The 19,757-nt window shown below is 45.1% G+C and carries 15 protein-coding genes; 6 read left to right on the top strand and 9 right to left on the bottom strand.

All coding sequences use genetic code 11. The features are described from left to right. Positions 1-16: 16 nt before the first annotated feature. Entirely contained in the window at positions 17-922 is a 906-nt protein-coding gene (locus INR79_RS24620; RefSeq protein ID WP_004408961.1) for a LysR substrate-binding domain-containing protein, read from the top strand. Between the two features lie 196 nt (positions 923-1,118). Beyond that, on the top strand, positions 1,119-1,589 hold the full coding sequence (locus INR79_RS24615; protein WP_223097393.1) for a DUF1097 domain-containing protein: 471 nt from the start codon (positions 1,119-1,121) through the stop codon (positions 1,587-1,589). Here the strand turns inward: INR79_RS24615 and INR79_RS24610 are convergent. After that, entirely contained in the window at positions 1,586-3,217 is a 1,632-nt protein-coding gene (locus INR79_RS24610) for an ATP-dependent endonuclease (RefSeq protein ID WP_022561474.1), read from the bottom strand. The genes INR79_RS24615 and INR79_RS24610 overlap by 4 nt on opposite strands. Before the next feature lie 179 nt (positions 3,218-3,396). On the opposite strand from INR79_RS24610, the gene INR79_RS24605 reads away from it, so the two are divergent. Next, entirely contained in the window at positions 3,397-5,094 is a 1,698-nt protein-coding gene (locus tag INR79_RS24605) for a bifunctional metallophosphatase/5'-nucleotidase (protein ID WP_223097391.1), read from the top strand. Between the two features lie 275 nt (positions 5,095-5,369). Here the strand turns inward: INR79_RS24605 and INR79_RS24600 are convergent, their stop codons facing one another. The 4 genes from INR79_RS24600 to INR79_RS24585 form a co-directional block, all read right to left on the bottom strand. Beyond that, the gene (locus tag INR79_RS24600) at positions 5,370-7,025 is read right to left on the bottom strand and encodes an ABC-ATPase domain-containing protein (protein ID WP_223097389.1); all 1,656 of its coding nucleotides are present in this window, start codon (positions 7,023-7,025) and stop codon (positions 5,370-5,372) included. 97 nt (positions 7,026-7,122) lie between these two features. Further along, complete coding sequence (locus tag INR79_RS24595; RefSeq protein WP_022604875.1) at positions 7,123-9,030, bottom strand: putative bifunctional diguanylate cyclase/phosphodiesterase; 1,908 nt, start codon at positions 9,028-9,030, stop codon at positions 7,123-7,125. Between the two features lie 268 nt (positions 9,031-9,298). Beyond that, complete coding sequence (fabV, locus tag INR79_RS24590) at positions 9,299-10,444, bottom strand: enoyl-ACP reductase FabV (protein WP_223097388.1); 1,146 nt, start codon at positions 10,442-10,444, stop codon at positions 9,299-9,301. A gap of 81 nt (positions 10,445-10,525) precedes the next feature. Continuing rightward, entirely contained in the window at positions 10,526-11,143 is a 618-nt protein-coding gene (locus INR79_RS24585; protein ID WP_223097387.1) for a GDSL-type esterase/lipase family protein, read from the bottom strand. Here INR79_RS24585 and INR79_RS24580 point away from each other — a divergent pair. The 3 genes from INR79_RS24580 (at position 11,142) to INR79_RS24570 (ending at position 16,036) form a co-directional block, all read left to right on the top strand. After that, positions 11,142-11,816, top strand: coding sequence for an ABC transporter ATP-binding protein (locus INR79_RS24580; RefSeq protein ID WP_223097386.1), 675 nt, complete (start codon positions 11,142-11,144; stop codon positions 11,814-11,816). The genes INR79_RS24585 and INR79_RS24580 overlap by 2 nt on opposite strands. Next, positions 11,816-14,287, top strand: a complete 2,472-nt coding sequence (locus tag INR79_RS24575) for an ABC transporter permease (protein ID WP_223097385.1) — start codon at positions 11,816-11,818, stop codon at positions 14,285-14,287. Before INR79_RS24580 ends, INR79_RS24575 begins: the two co-directional genes overlap by 1 nt. 288 nt (positions 14,288-14,575) lie before the next feature. Further along, on the top strand, positions 14,576-16,036 hold the full coding sequence (locus INR79_RS24570; protein WP_223097384.1) for an NAD(P)-binding protein: 1,461 nt from the start codon (positions 14,576-14,578) through the stop codon (positions 16,034-16,036). Between the two features lie 65 nt (positions 16,037-16,101). Here INR79_RS24570 and phnE (INR79_RS24565) read toward each other — a convergent pair whose 3' ends face one another. The 4 genes from phnE (INR79_RS24565) to phnD all read right to left on the bottom strand — a co-directional run bounded on the left by phnE (INR79_RS24565) (position 16,102) and on the right by phnD (position 19,564). Then, positions 16,102-16,905, bottom strand: a complete 804-nt coding sequence (phnE, locus tag INR79_RS24565) for a phosphonate ABC transporter, permease protein PhnE (RefSeq protein WP_223097383.1) — start codon at positions 16,903-16,905, stop codon at positions 16,102-16,104. After that, on the bottom strand, positions 16,905-17,690 hold the full coding sequence (gene phnE / locus INR79_RS24560) for a phosphonate ABC transporter, permease protein PhnE (RefSeq protein WP_223097382.1): 786 nt from the start codon (positions 17,688-17,690) through the stop codon (positions 16,905-16,907). Before phnE (INR79_RS24560) ends, phnE (INR79_RS24565) begins: the two co-directional genes overlap by 1 nt. Next, a complete protein-coding gene (gene phnC / locus INR79_RS24555) occupies positions 17,678-18,448 on the bottom strand; it encodes a phosphonate ABC transporter ATP-binding protein (protein WP_223097381.1) in 771 nt (256 codons plus the stop codon). The genes phnE (INR79_RS24560) and phnC overlap by 13 nt, the downstream gene beginning before the upstream one ends. A 78-nt stretch (positions 18,449-18,526) precedes the next feature. Beyond that, positions 18,527-19,564, bottom strand: a complete 1,038-nt coding sequence (phnD, locus tag INR79_RS24550) for a phosphate/phosphite/phosphonate ABC transporter substrate-binding protein (RefSeq protein ID WP_223097380.1) — start codon at positions 19,562-19,564, stop codon at positions 18,527-18,529. Between the last annotated feature and the right edge of the window lie 193 nt (positions 19,565-19,757).

Raw genomic sequence — 19,757 nt, 5'->3', positions numbered from 1 at the left:
TCTTCAAAGGAAACCTATGAGATACTCACTCAAACAGTTGGCTGTTTTTGATGCGGTGGCAGACACAGGTAGTGTTAGCCAGGCTGCTGATAACCTTGCCTTAACCCAATCCGCCACCAGCATGTCTCTCGCTCAACTCGAAAAAATGCTTGGTCGTCCCTTGTTCGAAAGGCAAGGTAAAAGGATGATGCTCACCCATTGGGGGACGTGGCTTCGCCCTAAAGCTAAAAAGCTATTACAAGACGCGCAGCAGATAGAGCTGGGTTTTTTCGACCAGCATTTGCTGAGTGGGGAAGTGAGGTTGTGCGCCAGTCAGACGCCTGCAGAACACCTTGTTCCAGACCTTATCAGTATTATTGATAACGACTTTCCAGAGATGCGCATCTCGCTGAAAGTGAAAAGTACGCGCAGTGTAATAGAGGGTGTTCTTGACTATAAATTCGACCTTGGAATCATAGAAGGGCGCTGTGATGACAACCGAATCAACCAAGAGGTTTGGTGTCGCGATCATCTGACGGTAGTAGCAGCGGCGCATCACCCATTTGCCAAAAGAGAAAAGGTGAGCCTTGCTCAATTGGAGCAAGCGAAATGGGTGCTTCGAGAACACGGGTCCGGTACACGCAAAGTTTTTGATAGCAACATTCATAATTTAATTGCCGATCTGGATGTATGGCGCGAGTATGAGCACGTCCCCGTGTTGCGGAGTATGGTTGCCAATGGATCGTACTTAACTTGTTTGCCATACCTAGATGTAGAAAGGTTTATCGAATCGGGGCAGCTGGTCGCTTTGAACGTGCCAGAACTTAAAATGGAACGCACACTGTCGTTTATATGGCGAGCAGACATGGTTGATAACCCACTTATCGATTGCATCAAGCGCGAAGGTTTGAGAATGATGAAAAACAAACCAGCGCTTTTGTAGTTTCGAATGTTTAAGTAACAAAACCGAGCAGCATTGAATTGCTGCTTTTTTTGTATCAAAAGAATTGATGTATTCGATTGCCTTAACAGAATGATGCAATAACCCTAATTGAGTAATATATAAATGTGATGTAAGTCGTTTGAAGCGCTGATTGGTTTATATAACATCGCTTTTTGACTGCAATACAGGTTTTACAATGAGCGTACTTTTTGCCATTGCTATCACAACAGGCATTCTCTCGGGTATATGGGGCTGGTTATCGGTTACTCTCGGCTTAATCAGCTGGGCTGGCTTTCTGGGTTGTACAAGCTACTTCGCTTCTCCTCAAGACGGATTGAAAGGGCTTGGAGCCTCAATTCTTACCAATCTCTCTGGCGTCTTCTGGGCAATGGTTATCATCACGTTTTCTGATTTGCTGAGCGTAGAAATTCTAGGTTACGTTGTCACTTCAATTGTAGCATTCATCATGTGTATTCAGGCCAAGAAAAGCTGGCTAGGTTATATACCTGGAACCTTTATTGGATGCTGCGCAACGTTTGCAGCAAACGGGGATTGGGGCATCGTTATCCCATCACTGATTTTAGGTGGAGTGTTTGGTTATTCCATGAAAGCCAGTGGACAATGGCTTCACACTCACCTTAAGCGTGAAGCCCAAACCACTTCCTAACGATTGCCATTAGCAAGGCTAACGACACGTTTAAGCGTCCAGCGAATCAATATAGGCACCAGCTCGGTGCCGTGATCTTCACAGTAACTCACAATCGCGAGTGCCAGATCTGGCTTGGCGTATTTTTTGAGTGCCCGAGCGATGACTTTTTTAGGAGGAATAGGGTGATCCAAAGGGATTTTAACCAACTCTTTAAAGAAAGGTTCAAACCCGTTGGCATAAAGAAAATGTTCTATGTCTCTGTCGGGTAGCTCTGTTAACCGGTGTCGTTCCTGTTCGTGATCGAGCAAGCTCCTTACCGAAGCCGCGTACTTTTTACCAGCGGCATCTCCGTCGGTAATCACGTGCCAGTCTATATTGAACGACTGCGCGACCTTCACGAGCGATTTAAGCCCAGACTGAGCAAACTCAATAATCTGAACCCCCTCGGCTGCCAAGTTGTAATCAAGTAATCGGGCAAGCTCGTTAAATAGCCATACTTCCGTTTCCCCTTCTACCAGTAGCCAGCAACGCGCAAAGAGTGCACTTGAACGATGAAAACGAATGTGGAATCCAATCTTTCGAAGTTCGTCAGCTGAAAGTCTTTTTAGCGAAATAGCGTGCGCAACGGTGCGGTCAGAATGTCGGGACAAGCGACGAATCGAGGAAAGCGGAACGGCTCCAAGCAATTCGGCACTGTTTGTTGTAATGATTTTCTGCATCGGCAGAAGCTGAAAAATACTCCAGGCACGTATTAAGTGCGTTGGGTGCAGGCGTCCTTCGGGATCTTCTATGATAAGAATTGGTCTTGCGCAGCGGCGCAACTCACCGGGTCCCTTTGCTTGCAGGTAGGCACTAAGTAACCCCATCATTAGAAGACGAGTCTGTTTATTGTTGTTCTTATCTGCCATTTGAGAAAGCGCGGTTTTGTCCGTGCTGGTGCTGCCAAAGAAAATGCGGTCACGCTGCCTTCGGGGGTTACCTCGGGATTGGCCTTTCACATTAAAGTAGTGTTCTACCAAGTTTTCCATGGAATTTAAGCTGCTTCGCATTTCCCCCTTATTTACGTGCCCAGGCATAGCGAGCAGTCGACGGGAAGTGTTCTCGATACGCTTTTCGGCGCGTGAATTGATCTCTTTCTGTTGCTGACTGGCAATTTGCTTACGGGCATCGCGTAAACGGATCACTGGGTGAAGTGCCATGAGTTCCTGAGCCAGCTTGTAGGCATGGTGAAGGTGCAGTTGGTTACCAGAGCTATCGAGGAACATGTAATTGGTTGAGATCTTGTACTGGTCTCTGGTGGCACTAAGACGATAGATAATGCGCTTGACCCCATCGTCATCAGTTATCCAGACAGGTTTGATTTTTCGGTATCTTCCGGCTTTTTCTTCACCCTCGAAACTGGCTTTCCAGCTCAGAATAATTTGAAGGTGCTGGGTTTGAGGCTCAGAGATGGAGTAGTCGACATGAAAGTCCTGCATCACAAACTCGTAGGGTTCGCAGTCACTTGGTAAAGCAATGGACAGAGCGTCCAACAGGGAAGATTTGCCCCAGGTATTCTCGCCAACCAAGGTAGTCAGCTCATCAAAAGCCAAAGATAAGCGCTTAATTCCACGAAATCCTGATATTTCAATTCGTTCTAACTGCATACACACCATACATGAATCAGAGGCTATGCTTTAAGCTTATACCATTTCGAATTTTAGAAGCAGTGATAGGATCACAATATCTAATAAACAATGACTTAGCGAGAGTTTCTAGATAGTTCATAAATATGTCATTAAGGTACAGCTATGATAGAATGGCAAAAAGACAAAAAGAAAAACGAATGAAAAAACAAAACAAAAAAGCCACGCTTACCATAGCGCACATCAACGACACGCACTCCTATTTCGAACCAAGTACCATTCAACTTCACTTAAATATCGGCGGCAGACAAATGTCTCCGTTTATCAGTGTGGGCGGCTTTGCTCGAATCTCTAATCGGCTTCACCAAATTCGCAAAAATGCAGAATCTCAAAACCGGCGTTTTCTCTTTTTCCATGCCGGAGACTGTTTTCAGGGCACACTGTATTTTTCATTATTTAAAGGACGTGCGAATGCAGAAATGCTTAGCGCGTTGAATCCAGATGCCATGGTGGTAGGCAACCACGAACTGGATATGGGTAACGAACCCGTTGCCGATTTCCTGGATCACATCAGTTTTCCAATGATCGCCAGTAACTGGGACCTTTCTTCTGAACTGGACAAGCCAAACCGTCTGAGTGAGAGAGCTAACCTTCATACCTACAAAAAAGAAAAAAGCTACGGCAGTTGGTTAACGTTTGATGCGGACGGAGAGGAGATTGCTGTTTTCAGTTTGTCGCTAGATAAAATGGCAGACATCTCAAACCCAGATGCAGACACGCCTTTCCTGAATGCCAAAGAAACGGCAGAGCAGACAATCAAAGCGATTCAGTCTTCTGGGATAAATAAGATCATTCTACTTAGTCATCTTGGTTATGAAGAAGACAAACAGTTAGCTGAAGAGATTGATGGGGTAAGCCTGATCATAGGTGGGCACACCCATGTGATTCAGGGTGATTTTACGGATATCGGATTAACCAAGCACGATGACTACGGGCTCCTGATAAACGGAACCAGAGTTGTTCAGGCAGGTTGCTATGCTCAGTTTATGGGGCATTGCGAAATTGACTTTGATGAAGCTGGCAACGTTACTCGGTTTGAAGGCAAGAATGAGTTGCTTGTTGGTCGAAGACTGGCAATGGATGCAAGCTTGGATGAACTGGTTGATGACAGTGTGTACGACAGAACTCAATCTGTCATTTACTCACACCCTAATGTGATTCGCTGTACAAAAGATCAAGCCATCAAAGCCATTCTGGATGACAAGTACCGACCTCAGGTTAACGAGATAAGAGCGAGAGTCATAGGGGAAGCGTCAAAAACTTATCGCCATGTGCGTATCCCAGACGAAGAGGGACCTAGCGAATTAGCGCCAATAGTTTGTCGTTCGTTTGTTGAAGTGATGAATAATGACGGTCATAACGTCGAGTTTGCAGTTCATAATGCCGGTGGGGTTAGAAATTCTTTGCCTGAAGGAAAGATAACGGTAGATGAAGTGGCAGGAAAACTTTTGCCGTTTGCCATTCCGGTGGGCTATTACGACATTAAAGGCAAGTATGTGCGGCAAATGTTGGAAGGTGCAATTAACAATGCACTAAGCAATGGCGTAGTTGGAACAGGCTCTGGCAGCTATCCGTATACCTACAATCTTAGGTTTGAATATGACTCAGACGCTGAGATTGGGAACAGAATGTCAACACTGGAAATCAGGCGTGGCGAGCAGTGGGAAGAAGTTGAAGACGACAAAATATATCGTGGCTGTTCAACGGCTTACACCATGAAAGGCAAAGAAGGCTATGACGCCGTGCTGAAGATGGAAGACAAGGGATATGTCTCCAATTATTCCATGGCAGATTGCATGATTACACTGATCCAAGAGAATCCAGAAATATTTATTTGATCATAAATTGAACAGTTGGTCTGTATTTTGCTTTATGTAATTTGAGAGATGATTCACTGCCGGCTACAGAGTAGCCATGAGCATCACTTTTTTTGCATTGGGAGAGTACCTATGTGGAGTAGAGACTGGCTAGACACCGTTATGGTGTGTGTATGGATTTTTGCTTGGTCTGCATTGGTCTATTTTATTCCTTTGACTGGAATGTAATTGCGTATCGAATCCAGACGTTTCTGGAGCAGATACAATTAAGGAGCCTTTCGGCTCCTTTATTTTTTTTAGTTAGACTTGAATTGTGACTGACGCATTCTGTTGAGTGCGGCCATTACATCAATAACACGCGGTTTAGCAAGATCGCCATTATTTGGCATGGTGCTAAACCACTCAGGGTTACTGAGCATTTGTTCTATATCTTTGCCGGGGTTTTTAGACCATCCCTGAATTTGAGCTAACTGGAACCAAAGCCAGCCTACTGCGTTAAGCTGGCTCTCGGATTCAATCTGCTCCAATGCACTAAGATCGACCCTTTCTTTGCCAAAACGCAGACTGGACTTGCCTTTGGCACCGACTCGGAACTTACCGTCAGCCAGAATATTCTGAAGTGCTTTTGCATTGAAGGAGCGTGGCGACAAACGTTCCAGAGAATCAGTGGCTTCCTGAACGCGCTGCGTCGGGTGAAGTTTGATCACTTCTTTCGCTTTCTCAGTCACGTCAATGGCTTGGTAATCATGCATTTGAATCACAGTATCTGCGACATCAAGATAATCTCCGGAGCCGCCCATAACGATCAGTGTTGAAACTGATAGCTCATCTCGGATCTGACCAATTCGGTCAACCAAAGGGGTAATAGGTTCTTCGCCTTTACTGACTAAAGCCTGCATACGCTCATCGCGAATCATAAAGTTCGTCGCAGACGTATCTTCGTCAATAAGTAATGCAGTTGCTCCAGACTCCAGAGATTCCTGTAGCCAAGCGGCTTGCGATGTAGAGCCGGAAGCATCCTGAGTAGAAAACGACTCAGTACTTTTTCCTTGAGGCAGATGATTGATGTAGTTCGATAAGTTAAGCTCGTGAACACATCGACCGTCTTCTGCACGAATTTTCATCGCATTGACATCGGTCACGATTCTTTCGCGACCATCTCCGGGAATATGGTCATAAATGGAACGCTCCACCGCATTGAGCAGAGTCGATTTTCCGTGAAAACCACCGCCCACAACAAGCGTAATTCCATTTGGGATACCCATGCCTTTTATTTTTCCTGAATTTGGAGTGTCCAATTCAACTTCCAAAGAGTCAGGAGATTGAAAAGCAACCGCGTCAATCATTGGCAAATCGATGTTGCCCGCTTTACGCGGCAGCACACTGCCGTTAGCAATGAACGCAAGAAGGTTATGTTCTGCGAGTTGACTGCGCAGCGCAACTTGATCTTCCACTGCTTCACAATGTGCTTTTAACCTTTCAATGTCCAGTTCGCGGTTCAGGGTCGCTTTGCGGATGAACTTAGGCAGGTGGAAGGTTAGGATATTGATGGCTTTCTTACCCAACACGGTTCGACCGTCTGCCGGCAGATCAACACGAAATCTCAGTTCAATGCCTTCTTCAGTGAAAATCACAGCAGTTTGATCAAGCACTGTCTGACCAGTTAACGCGATTGTCACGCTGTTTTCCTGAGCAGCAAAATGGGAAAAGGAGCGAGCGATAAAATCCCTTGCGGCTCTTTGGTACGCTGATGAGGTGTCTTTTAGCCATGCAAGTTCGGTTAAAGACCATTTTCGGAAAGCGCGTACACGCGAAGGTGGAGCATATGGATCGGCTTGAGTGTTGTCTATGAACAGCTCAAAATCTCCGAAATCGTAGTTGCCCTTTATTTGCTGGTAACTGCGATAGTTTTGTTTTTCTATTTTTTTCAGTTTGGAGATCAGTTGATCCATGGAACGAGTCACTATTCAGAAAGGAATTAGGGCGAGATTATACCTGAGTACCCTTGAGATTCTAGAGGTAACGTGACGGAGTTCAACTAAAGATAAATCAATGACGCGCTGCGATTCTTTGTCCGTTGAATTTCTTGCTGATCAAGCTGTTCTCAAACTCTCGACTGTTCATTGGTTTTCCATACAAGTAGCCCTGAACATAATCACAGCCTTCATCAAGAATGAATTGCTCTTGATCATGGCTTTCGACACCTTCCATCACAACTTTGAGTTTCAGCTTCTTCGCAACATGGATAATTGAACGGATGATTTCCTTGTCCTGTTCACTACCTGAAATTTGATTGATGAAGCTTTTGTCAATTTTGATGCAGTCGAATGGGTATTTTTTTAGGTAACTAAAGGATGAATAGCCTGTTCCAAAGTCATCAAGTGACAGTGTCACACCTAGGCCGTGAAGCTTTCTTAGTGTCTGCCCGGCAAGAAATTCATCGGCTATCAGGCTGGACTCGGTCACCTCAAGCTCTAAGCTGTTAGGGTTTAGCTTATAGTAATCAAGGAGTTGTTCTATCTGGTCGACAAAATTAGGATCTCTCAACTGCACCGCTGACACGTTTATCGCAACTCGAAAATCCTTCATGTATTTGGTCCATTCAGCTGCACGCTGAATGGCACTGCGGAGCACATAGTTACCGACCTCGAAAATTAGACCATTTTTCTCTGCGAGCTGAATTAAAGAGTCGTTCGAGACCTGACCAAGAACAGGGTGGTTCCACCGGAGCAACGCCTCTGCACCCAACCAATAGCCATTTCTCGGTGAAACCTTTGGCTGAAAATACAGAGTTAAGTCATCGTTTCGCACAGCTTGTAGCAGGTAGCTTTCAAGCTGATTATTGGTAGGGGTGGTAATATTGGAGTTGGCATAAAACGCGTACTTTTTACCGGAATCTTTGCATGCCAGCATGGCTTCTCCCGCATGCTTTAACATCAGATTGGCATTGTCTGCGTCGTAAGACGTTGCCACGCCAATAAACGCATGTAGGTGCAAAGGCTGCCCATTAATGAAAAACTCTGACTGCCCAATGTCTACTAGCCTTTGGCAGAGAGCCGCCAGGTTATGCTGAGCTTCGTCGATTTCAAGCGCAAAGACCAGATCGATGGTCGATGTGCGTGCGGTTATGCTGTGTAAAACATCGATGAAGCCAACTCGCTTTCGATACTCCTTGAGCACCGTATCAAACACTTCATACCCATGCTTGGCAAGCAGGCGGCGACCATTGGTAAAGCCGACATGCACAAATGCCAATGTGTGATCCGTTGATTTCATCTGACCCAGCAAAGTCTGAGCTTCGTCGATAAGCGCAAGACGATTCAAAAAGCCAGTCCCCAAATCATGCGACTGTTGGTACAGCACCTTTTGTTCTGCGGCTTTACGTCGGTCGATCTCAGTTCCCAGAGAATAGTTAAGGCTGGCGAGATCTTGCGTCCTGCTCTGAACCCGGCTTCTCAACTCTTTGTTTGTTTGTTCTAACTGATATTGCTGGTAGAGCAGCGTCAACTGAGACTCAACGGATTCCCGAAAAGAATCCAACAGTGCCATTATTGTCGGAGTGAAAGCATTTTCTTGGTTATCCAGAATACAGATAGTTCCGAATGGTTCGCCGCAAGGCCAGTTTAGAGGAAGACCGTGATAGGCAATCATACCGAGCGACACATCAGGGTTGTCTTCCCATTCTTTATCTTTCAAGGCGTTGGGAACACTCAATGATCGTTGCTCGGTGATGACCGTTTCACAGTAAAGCTGACCATTAAGAGGCTCGCACTCGTTTTCCCGGTAGGGTGATTCGGTAGAATCGTTGGCCTTGTAGACTTCGATAGAGTGTCGATGCACTTTCATGATAAGTGCAGACGGAACGTCCGATAATTCCGCGACTAAGTTTACGACTTGCTGCCAGCTCTTTTGCATGTACGCTGGGATTTCTATCTGACTGACGTCAATTTTCGACATGGAGTCCTTTCCGTTACTGCGATTACCTTGCTTTCATATGATCATTATATGACGGCGGATCGCCGTACAGCGGGTTAGATGTGGAATTGTCGCAAAATAGAGTCAGTACACCATTTTTTCACAACGGTTTCAGTTCAATGCGTAAGTTTGAGATCTGAGTCTGAGCTTTTTGATGGGAAATGTTGTTTGAACTTCATTGGAAATTAACAGGCACTCTCCCCAAATAACAAAGAGTTAGAGTGCCTGACTGGCTGATCAAACGTTTAATTTAGCTTTGCTCAGAAAGGTAACCGTTAAGCTCCAGAAAATCCGATTTATACCCTTGGAAGTCGCCAAGCTCTTTGAAATTGTCAGCATTCATGTTTTTAAGTATTTGCTGAACTTGATTTTGTGTATCACTATCCAGCTCAAACTCGTCCAAGCGAATCAATCGTTCGCAATCCACGGGTACAGTGTCCATAAACAGTTTGTCACGGAATAAACGCTGCATCTGTTCGATACACCCTTCATGTGTTCCTTTTTCTTTCATGATTTTGTACAACGCCAAAATATAAGGGCTGAACGTTGGGATAAACACAGAAGCCTTGGTAACAAGTGCTTTACAGACACAGGCATAGGCACCACCTTGATACTGTGAAAGCTTAAGATTCAGAGAGTGGCTGGTTTGATGCAGATCGATTTTGGCGTGACCAAGTGTGCCATCGAGATAAATAGGGTGGGTGACCTCAGATCCAACATAAGAGAACGCGACAGTTTTACAGCCAGGGGCTATGGAATCGGCGTTAATCAGCGTGTCTATCCAGCTTTCCCAGTCTTCACCGCCCATCACTTTAACTGTGGATTCTAGCTCTTGAGGTGTGGCTGGTGGAATAGTTTGCTCTTCCCAAGTGTCGTTATCCAAGCGAATAGAGGCACCGACAACAGCTTTATCAAGTGGTTTTATAGAGGAGCACCAAAAATCGCCATTTCCAACAGGTCTTCTGCCTGCCGCGATACTGTATACGATGAGGTCGACTTCACCTTCAAAGTACGTTTCGATGGCTTCAACCACCTGTTCACGGGTTTGGGAAGAAAACGCATCACCATTAATGTTTACGGCGACTCGACCTTCTTCTCTAGCGACCTGTTTAAAGTATTCATTATTGTGCCAGCCAGCACTGCCGCTGAATTCTTCGGTAGGGGCTTTTTCGTATGAAACACTGATAGTGTCTGCATTGGCACCGCCAAAAGTCAGCGCAATTCTAGCTGCAAGTCCAAATCCAGATGAGCCGCCCAATATAAGTACACGTTTGGGTGAAGTGTTTACAGATTGACTGCTTTTTACACTTTCAATTTGTTTATCGACCGCTTTACGACAACCTTCGGAGTTTGCTGAGCGTGCGATAACACCTTCAATGATTGGCTTGTTCTGCATTTTTTTATCCTAGTTATATCGGCAACTGTTTAACCTTAACTTATTTGAGGATATATGGAATTGAGCTAGAACAGCAAACCGCTAGTAATTGGTGTCATTTTTTAGAATTGGGGCGATTTGTTGTGCTACAAAATCAGAAATCCAGGGTTGAGCTTCTGGTTTTGGGTGCAAACCATCACTCATCATCCATTCTGGTTTGATTATGACCTGTTCTAAAAAGAATGGAATGAGTGGAATTTTATACTCATCGGCGAGGTCTACGTATATGTCTGCGAACAAATTGCTGTAGCGTGTACCATAGTTAGGTGGAACACGAATTTGCATTAAGATTGGGGTCGCGCCAGAATCTTCGCTCAATTCAATCAGTTTGCGAAGGTTTTTGTTGATCGTTTTGGGTGGAAAACCTCGTAAACCATCATTGGCACCAAGCTCAATAAGAACCCAATTTGGACTGTGTTCCTCAAGCAATCCTGGAAGTTTCGCCAGTCCATTACCTGTTGTGTCACCTGAAACACTGCCGTTCTGTATTGAGACATTCAGGTCATATTCATTTAGAGAATGCGAAAGTAAGGATGGCCAACTTTGTTCGGCTTTCATTTGATAGCCCGCACTTAAGCTGTCACCCAAGATGAGTAGGGTCTGTGCAGACACTATAGTAGAAAACAGAAAACAAAATAAGACCGAAAGGAAACGTAACATGCCATCATCCGTCATAAAAGCTGATTCAATTTCTAAACAAGTTACTACTAATCAAGAACATTTAACAATCCTTGAAAACGTAAATTTAGAAATTAATCGTGGTGAGAGCGTCGCAATTGTAGGTACTTCTGGTGCAGGAAAATCCACTCTCATGACCCTACTGGCGGGGCTTGACACACCTACTTCAGGTGAAATCACTTTACTGGGTAAGCCGCTTTCAAAATTAGATGATGAGGCACGAGCCGCTTTGCGAAGCGAAACCGTCGGCTTCGTTTTTCAGAGTTTCCTTTTAATTCCAAGTTTAACGGCAATCGAAAACGTGACGTTACCTTGTTTGCTCAAAGGTGAAGAGGAAGATATTGACCGAGCGCGCTCCCTTCTTGAATCGGTCGGGCTTGGTCATCGTGAAAACCACCTTCCTACTCAGCTTTCTGGTGGCGAACAACAGCGCGTCGCCCTTGCCAGAGCTTTTATGATCAAACCTCAGATTCTGTTTGCCGATGAGCCTACAGGCAATCTGGACCAGCACACCGCCGCCAATATTGTGGAGCGTCTTTTTGACCTCAATAAACAACATGGAACCACGTTGATTCTGGTTACCCATGATCCCGAATTAGCAAAACGATGCGATCGCATTTTCCACATGCAAGCTGGTCAGTTGGAGGTTGCGTAATGGAAGAAATTCAAGCTCAGGTTGTTCAACCTAAAATTAAAATGCCAAATCGGCAGCTTTTCAGTTGGAGTTTGAGAGAAATTCGTCAGGGTCAATTGTGGCCTATTTCTGCTGCTCTTACTCTTATTATTGCTTGTATTTTTGCTCTGACGGCGCTCGCAGACCGCATGGAGCAGGTAATCGTAAAGCAAGGCAAAGACGCTCTTACCGCCGATTCTGTGTTTGTCTCTGCCAATCCCATCCCTGAATTACTTTTGGGTCAGGTGAGAGATAACAATTTGGAAACCACCACTCTTACTCGCTTTGCCACCATGGCGTTCAGTGATGAAGACATGCAGCTTGTGACTGTCAAGGCTGTGGGCGATGCCTACCCACTGCGTGGTGAGCTTATCCTAACCGATGAGAGTGGTAATAAATCATCTGTGTCGCAGGGTGAACTTTGGCTTGAACAGCGAGTCATGGATCAGCTGAATGTAAATATTGGTGACAGCGTCACCATAGGTGATGCTGACTTACAAGTTACTGGACTGATTACTGAAGAGCCAGGACTGTCTTTTAACCCGTTTCAGCAAATGCCGTCTGTGATGATCAACAGTGCTGACATCGAGAAAACAGGAGCGTTACAGCTTGGTAGCCGTGTTCAGTTCCGGTTATTTCTAAACGGCGATTCCAATGCAATTCAGTCAATCGTCGACAGCACAGAGTTAACACCGAGCGATCGTTGGTTAACTGAAAATACCCAAAGCCGCACGTCTGATGTCTTTTCCAGAACAAAACAATATCTTTCACTGACTGTTGCCATTGTAATATTGATGGCGGCAACGACGTTGGTATTGACCTGCCAGCATTATGTCTCTAACCGCCGGCAGACAATTGCAATGCTGAAGAGTATTGGTGCGAGCAAAAACTGGATTGCTCGTTGGTTGTGGGTGCAGTTAGGGGTCTTGTTTGCCATTGGAATCACTTTTGGTATAGCAATCGGTATTGGTTTAGAGGTTTTACTTCGATTGCCGATGGCAGACTTACTGCCAGACCCACTGCCTTCGTATGGTATTTCTCCATACCTGTACTCAGTCGTGACTTGCGTACTGATTAGTGTTCCCGCACTGGGGATTCCTCTGCTGCATCTTTTAAACACACCCGCTTTGAGCGTAATGCAAGATTCGGCACTGAAAGTTAATAGAAAATCACTATTGCTTCTTTTGGTTCCCGTGATTCCGATGCTTGTGGTTTATGGTAGCAACCTAATGGTGTGGATGGTGCTCGTCGGTATTGTCGTTTTGTTCGCGGTGCTTGGCTTGGTCAGTTCATTGCTGACTCGACTGGTCAGCAAGCTTCCTATGAACACTACGATGAAGCTCGCAGTCAGCCGACTGAACCGAACCAGCGTAGCAAGTGGCGTACAGTTTGCCGCTCTGGCTCTGTCATTAATGCTACTTTCAGTGATTTGGCTGGTCAGAACAGACTTGTTATCGGACTGGCAGCAAACATTGCCTGATGATGCACCAAACGTGTTTGCGTTAAATATTGCCTCTACCGAAGTCGACAGCTATCTGACCACGTTGGATGAAAATGTTCAGGATCGATCTGAGGCTTATCCTATTATTCGTGGTCGTGTAAGCACCATCAATGGTATTCCGGCGAAGGATTACGTTCTTAGTAAGCGGGGAGCTGAAGAAGAGACTGATGCTCTGAGTAGAGAATTGAACTTTACCTGGGCTGATCAGATTCCGGCGCACAATGATTTGCTGGAAGGTGAGTGGGTAGGGAAAGGTTCTGTATCTGTTGAAAGCGATGTCATGTCAGAGCTTGGGCTGGAGATAGGAGACACTCTTACGTATGTGATAAATGGAGTTACTGTTGAAGCAAAAGTGGATTCGGTGCGTCATGTAGAATGGCGTGAGATGAAACCGAACTTTTACTTCATTTTCTCACCTGATGTGTTGGAAAGTATTCCTTCCACTTACCTAGTTAGTTTTCGCATCAATGATGAACAAAAACCATTCCTGAACCAGCTATCCAGAAGCTATCCAACGGTTAGCGTGATGGATATCAGTACTATGGGAGCCAAGATACAAGAGCTCCTCAGACAAATCGTCTGGGCTATTACTGTGCTTGCTGCGCTAGGAGTGATTGCGGGATTAATGCTTATTTTCACTTTGCTACGGTTAAGCCTTTCACAGCGTCAGCAGGAAATACGCCTCTACCGCACGCTCGGAGCGTCGAAAAAGCGTATTTCTAATACTCTGTGGTGCGAATTTGGTTTAATGGCAATTATTGCAGGAATAATTGCAAGCTTTGGTGCCGAGGTTAGTGTAGCAAGCTTAATGAAATGGGGATTCGAATTAACACCTAATGCACACCCTTGGTTGTGGTTAATTCTTCCAGTGCTCAGTTTTGCGACACTTGGATTGGTTCTTAACACCCTGATAAAACGGTTATTAATTCCTGTGAATAAAGGTGCATACTGACCTTCTGTGAATAACTAAGGGTGACTTATCCACAAAATCGGTGGATAAATATTGGGATAACTTTGGGCGAAATATCACTTGATATTCGCCCAAGCCAGTAGCTTAGGAACTTTGCAGCAATTTGTTATTCACAAAACTGAAATGTCCTTATCTTCAAGCCTATCGGTCAAGTATTTTTTAAGTTTTTTTTGATCCTTCTTTATAACTAATAAGTACAAGAAAAATGTGATTTTCTTCAAAACAATATCTGAGTAAAATACTTAGGTAATTAAAATACTTAGCAAAGACATGACCCTCAAAGCATTCAAAGAACACGAATCAGTTAAAGTTGGCATTATTGGTGGTGGAATAGCAGGTTCAACTGCCGCTCTGAAATTATCTGAGATGGGGTTAGACGTATCGCTTTTTGAGAAGCGAGACAGTTTAGTAAGTGGTCCACCCATCTGCCATTTACATGCAGGTGGCAATTTATACCGGGAGATTTCTGAAGCCCAGTGTATTGAGCTGCTTAGGCAATCTATAGATACAGCAAAATTGTATCGTCACACCATCAATATCCGACCTACCGTTCTCGCAGTTCCAAACAGCGATTCGGGCAGTGCGACAGAGATATTGCCTCGCCTAAATGCAATCAAAGCTTATTACCAATCTCTGGTAAATCAGGACCCCACAAATAAAGTGCTTGGGGAGCCAGAAAGCTACTTTGTTGAATACTCCAAGGAAAAATTGCTTTCCTTGAAAGACAAAACCCAGCCAAAAGAACCTGTGACCTTCGATGACTGGATGATTCCGTTTGCCCAACACACCGATCTTGAACAAATCAAGTTTCCAGTCATAGCGGTTCAGGAGTTTGGGTGGAGTGTATTCCGTCTCTCATCTACGGTTGACCTGGCTTTAGAGTCTTCAAGCCACTGTAAGGTTTTTCTTGAAACTGAAGTACAGTCTGTGAAACAGGCAAATACGGGATGGGAGCTAGCGTACGTACACCGTAATGAATTGAAACCTGAAGTGGTTGAAATTGACTACCTCATTAACGCAAGTGGTTATGAAACGGGAACAGTTGACGACTGGGTGAACAAACCTAAGCAACGTCTGGTGGAGTTCAAGGCCGCTTACGTGACGAGATGGGAAGAGTGTGAACAACTTTGGCCAGAGGTCATTTTTCATGGTCCTAGAGCAACTCCGGCAGGAATGGCGCAACTAACGCCTTACGCCAATGGTGTATTTCAGCTCCACGGAATGACGGAATCTATTACTTTGTTTAATGATGGGTTGGTTGCCAGTACCGAAAAAAGTTCGCAGCCAGAGTTGCCGAGTTATCTTTCCAACAAAATTAAATACGGTTGGACAGTAGAGCAACAATCGGAACGTACAAACCGCGCGATTCAACATATGTCTAAATTTATTCCCTCATTTTCTGGTGCTAAAAGTGAAGGAAAGCCGTTGTTTGGAGCGCAGCAAGTGCCCGGAAATGATGTCACGCTTAGGGCGGCAGACGTATCATTTGAAGGGAGTAACTACGCCCGAATGGAAATTGTGAAAGGATCATCAGCCTTGGAAGCTGCCGATCTAATTGCTCGACACATGACTGAGCAAGGCTTTGTTGGTCGAGGTGAACAATCTTTCAACTGGCAAATTTTGGATGGTATCGAGGAGTCGGATGTTGTCGGCAGAGCCATTGAGCTAGCTAAAATGAGACAATACCCTGATGAACTCGCGCTTATTGCCGGGGTGTCTAAACCTATCTAGCTTTAGTTAATTTAAACTGATCTTGATAAGCCCGCTTACAACAGCGGGCTTATTCGTTTTACTTTTTAAATCAGCTTTTTACGAATTTGGATAACTAGAGCTTCTGCGAGTACAACCACAACAAATATACTGAGTAGTACGACTGAAACCTTCTGCCATTCAAACAGGTTCTGAGCGTCGTTCAATACAACGCCGACACCGCCTGCACCAACCAATCCAAGTACTGCCGATTCGCGAACATTGATGTCCCAACGGAATAGCACAATGGAATAGAACGCTGGCATTACTTGAGGCCAGTATCCTTTTAGCAAAATACTTGTTGTTGATGCCCCGGTTGCTCGGAGAGCCTCTATGGTTCCCATATTGACTTCGGTAATGGCTTCAGCGAGCAATTTGCCTACAAAGCCGATGCTTCTAATCGCAATGGCCATTATTCCGGCTAGAACGCCTGGTCCAAAGAGGGCGATAAAAAGCAATGCCCAGACTAAAGAGTTAACAGAGCGAGAAGACACCAGGAAGAATTGCGCAATCCAGTTGAGTGTTTTGCTCGGTGTTATGTTTGGCGCATTAAGCAGAGCCAGCGGTACAGCAAATATTAGGGTGAATAGGGTGCCCAGCGTAGCTGTGTGCAGGGTTTCGATTAGGGCTGCGTGAACAGTTTCTGGGTAGAAGGGATAATCCAACGGTACCATTCGCTCAAACATGTCCGCAAATTGAGCTGGCGCGTCGTACAGAAACTCAGGAATGACCTCCACGGTTTGCCACGACCAGACCAAAGCCAGTACAAAGCAAAAGTAGGCGGAAAAGCGCATCAGTTTTTCTGATAGCGTAAATCTTTGCCAGTGATGATCGATATTCTGGGTGGTCATCAGAAAATTCTCCTCACAATGTTTGACAGGAATTCACCTATCAAAATCAACGAAATAATGGTGATAAGAATTGCCGCAACAAAATCGTAATCAAAGCGCTGAAAAGCGGAGAACAATGTTCCTCCTAAACCACCAGCACCTACAATCCCAACCATGGTGGAGTTACGAAGATTCGAGTCGAGTTGGTAACTTGAAAAACCAATGAACCGAGAAAACACCTGAGGCATAACCGCGAACAACACGACGCTGGCGAAGCTTGCTCCCGTAGCGCGAATGGCTTCCACTTGTTTGAAGGAGATTTCTTCTATTGCCTCTGCAAACAATTTTGCGATGAAGCCTATTGATGCAAATACTAAAGTCAGTATCCCAGCAAGCGGACCGAAGCCCACTGCCTTTACAAACAGAATGGCAATTATCACAGGGTGGAAGGATCGACAAAGTGCGATAAATCCTCTTACGGGTGCGTTGATGATTAAAGGCATCATGTTTCTGGCTGCCAGTAAACCCAGAACGAGGGAGATAACAATCCCGAAGAAGCTGGAAATAATCGCAATCTGCAAGCTTTCGGCAAGACCACTCAGCAGCAAGTTCGTACGTGAAAAGTCTGGCGGAAACATTCGAGACAGCAGTCTTTCACTTTCACCAATACCAATCACTATTCGATCAATACTTATGCCTAAAGAAGAAAAGCTGTAAAAGAGGTACGCGAGAACCCCAATCCAAATGGCTTTGCTAGACCAATGGCTTTTAAATGGGTTCTCATGGTCATGAGTTAGTCCAGCCATGATTCCCCTCCATAGATGATTTTTAAGTCCTCTTCGGTAATACCGTCGGGATGACCGTCGTAGTGCACTTTTCCGCCACACATTCCTATGATTCGCTTGGCGAAGCGTTTGGCCAGATTCACATCATGAATATTCACCAGAACCGGGATCTGGTTCTTCTCTGCTAATTGTTCCATCAATTCCATGATTTCGACCGCTGTTTTAGGGTCAAGAGAAGAAGTGGGTTCATCGGCAAGCAAAATATAAGGGTCTTGCATTACTGCCCGGGCAATACCGACTCGCTGCCTCTGACCACCAGATAAACTGTCTGCTCGCTGATTTGCAAAATCGTATAAACCAACAAACTTAAGTAGTTCAAACGCATTGTTGATGTCTTTCTGAGTGTAGTTTCGTCTCCAGGCATTCCATGCACTCATGTAGCCGAGGCGACCTGTTAACACGTTTTCTAACACTGAGAGTCTTTCGACTAGGTTGTATTCTTGAAATACCATGCCAATGTGACGGCGTAACATGCGTAATGGCGTACCTTGAAGTTTCGTTAAGTCTTTGCCGTCAAAAAGAATTTCGCCTGAAGTTGGATCGTTCAGTCGGTTGATACAGCGCAACAGTGTGCTTTTACCTGTGCCTGACGGACCGATAATCGCCACAATGCCTGGTTCGTCGATCTGAATGTCGATACCTTTTAAAATAGGTTTTCCTTGGATATAAGAATGTTGCAACTCATTGATGGCAATGCCACGTGGACTCGCTATTGTCATCGTTATTTCCTTGTTTTTGAGAAAGCCTATGCCCTACCCATAAGGGCATAGGAAATAAATGAATATAGGATTAGTGGGTTAGTTGTTTGCCTGTTTTGCTAATTCAGCGGCTTTCTTTTTAGCGCGCTTAGCGGCCTCTTTTTCCGCCAGCTTTTTAAGCCCGGTTTTGGTGTAAGCGGTACCTGTTGCGTGTGCAATGTTTCGAATCACTTCCCACTCTTCTTTGTAGGTAATAGGAGAGAAACGGTCAGCACCTTTAAAAGTTGCGCTCATTTCCGGAGTGAAGCGGTAGGTGGAAAAGGCTTCTTTAATTTTGGAAACAAGATCAGGGTTTAGATCGTGTGAATATCCGAACGCGGAAGTCGGGAAGCGGGGGCTGCGGTAAATGATTTTCAGCTTGTCGGCGTCGACTCGACCGGCATCAACCATTCGGTCATACACATCTGAAGCAACCGGTGCCGCATCATAGTCGCCATTGAATACACCCAAAATTGACTGATCGTGTTTACCTGAATAAAGCACTTTGTAGTCCTTGTCAGGCGTTATGCCTTTGCTAGGGAACAGGGCGCGAGGAGCAAGATTACCCGAGTTAGATGACGCAGAAGTATGCGCAACACGTTTGCCTTTAAGATCATCCATGGTGTTGATACCGCTGTCTTTACGCACGATTGTGATCAGGTTGTATCCCTGGAATCCGTTTTCGTCACCTTTTACCGCAATTGGCACGTAGCCGGCTAAGTTTACGGCGTATCCCGTTGGACCAGTTGAAAAGCCAGCGACGTGCAGTCTACCGGAACGCATTGCCTCAACCTGTGCTGAATTAGAGTGCACCGTGTAGTAGATCACTCGCTTACCAGTAATGTTACTTAAGTGCTCCTGAAAATCAGCAAACGCATCTTTGTAGATTGCGGGATCTTCAACAGGAGTATAGGTAAATACTAGAGTACTTGGGTCTCGCCAGTCGTCTTTATTTTTTGGCGTGTCAGCCACAAGGTCATTGTTCTCATCACAGTATCTGTCGTCGAGAACGCCTTTGTGATTACAGGTATCTGCCAGCGCAACGGAAGGCAGGAGTAGGGAGGTAGCAATGAGCAGTCCTTTATATGCTAATTTCATCTTGAAACCTTTTGTTTGTTTATTTGTAAAGGGTCACTATTGCAATAGCGAGGAGTGTGCCAATTAATTATTTCTTTAATATCAATGATATATAGTTGCGTGGTATTTTGCTTTTTACATTTGTGTCACATTTGTCCCTTGGGTTCTTCTATTTTGGGTCAAATCTGTCCAGTCGTTTTTTGAAACGGGCATT

The sequence above is a fragment of the Vibrio sp. SCSIO 43132 genome (assembly GCF_019904195.1).
GTDB lineage: Bacteria > Pseudomonadota > Gammaproteobacteria > Enterobacterales > Vibrionaceae > Vibrio > Vibrio nigripulchritudo.
This window is presented reverse-complemented; position numbering and strand designations above follow the sequence as displayed.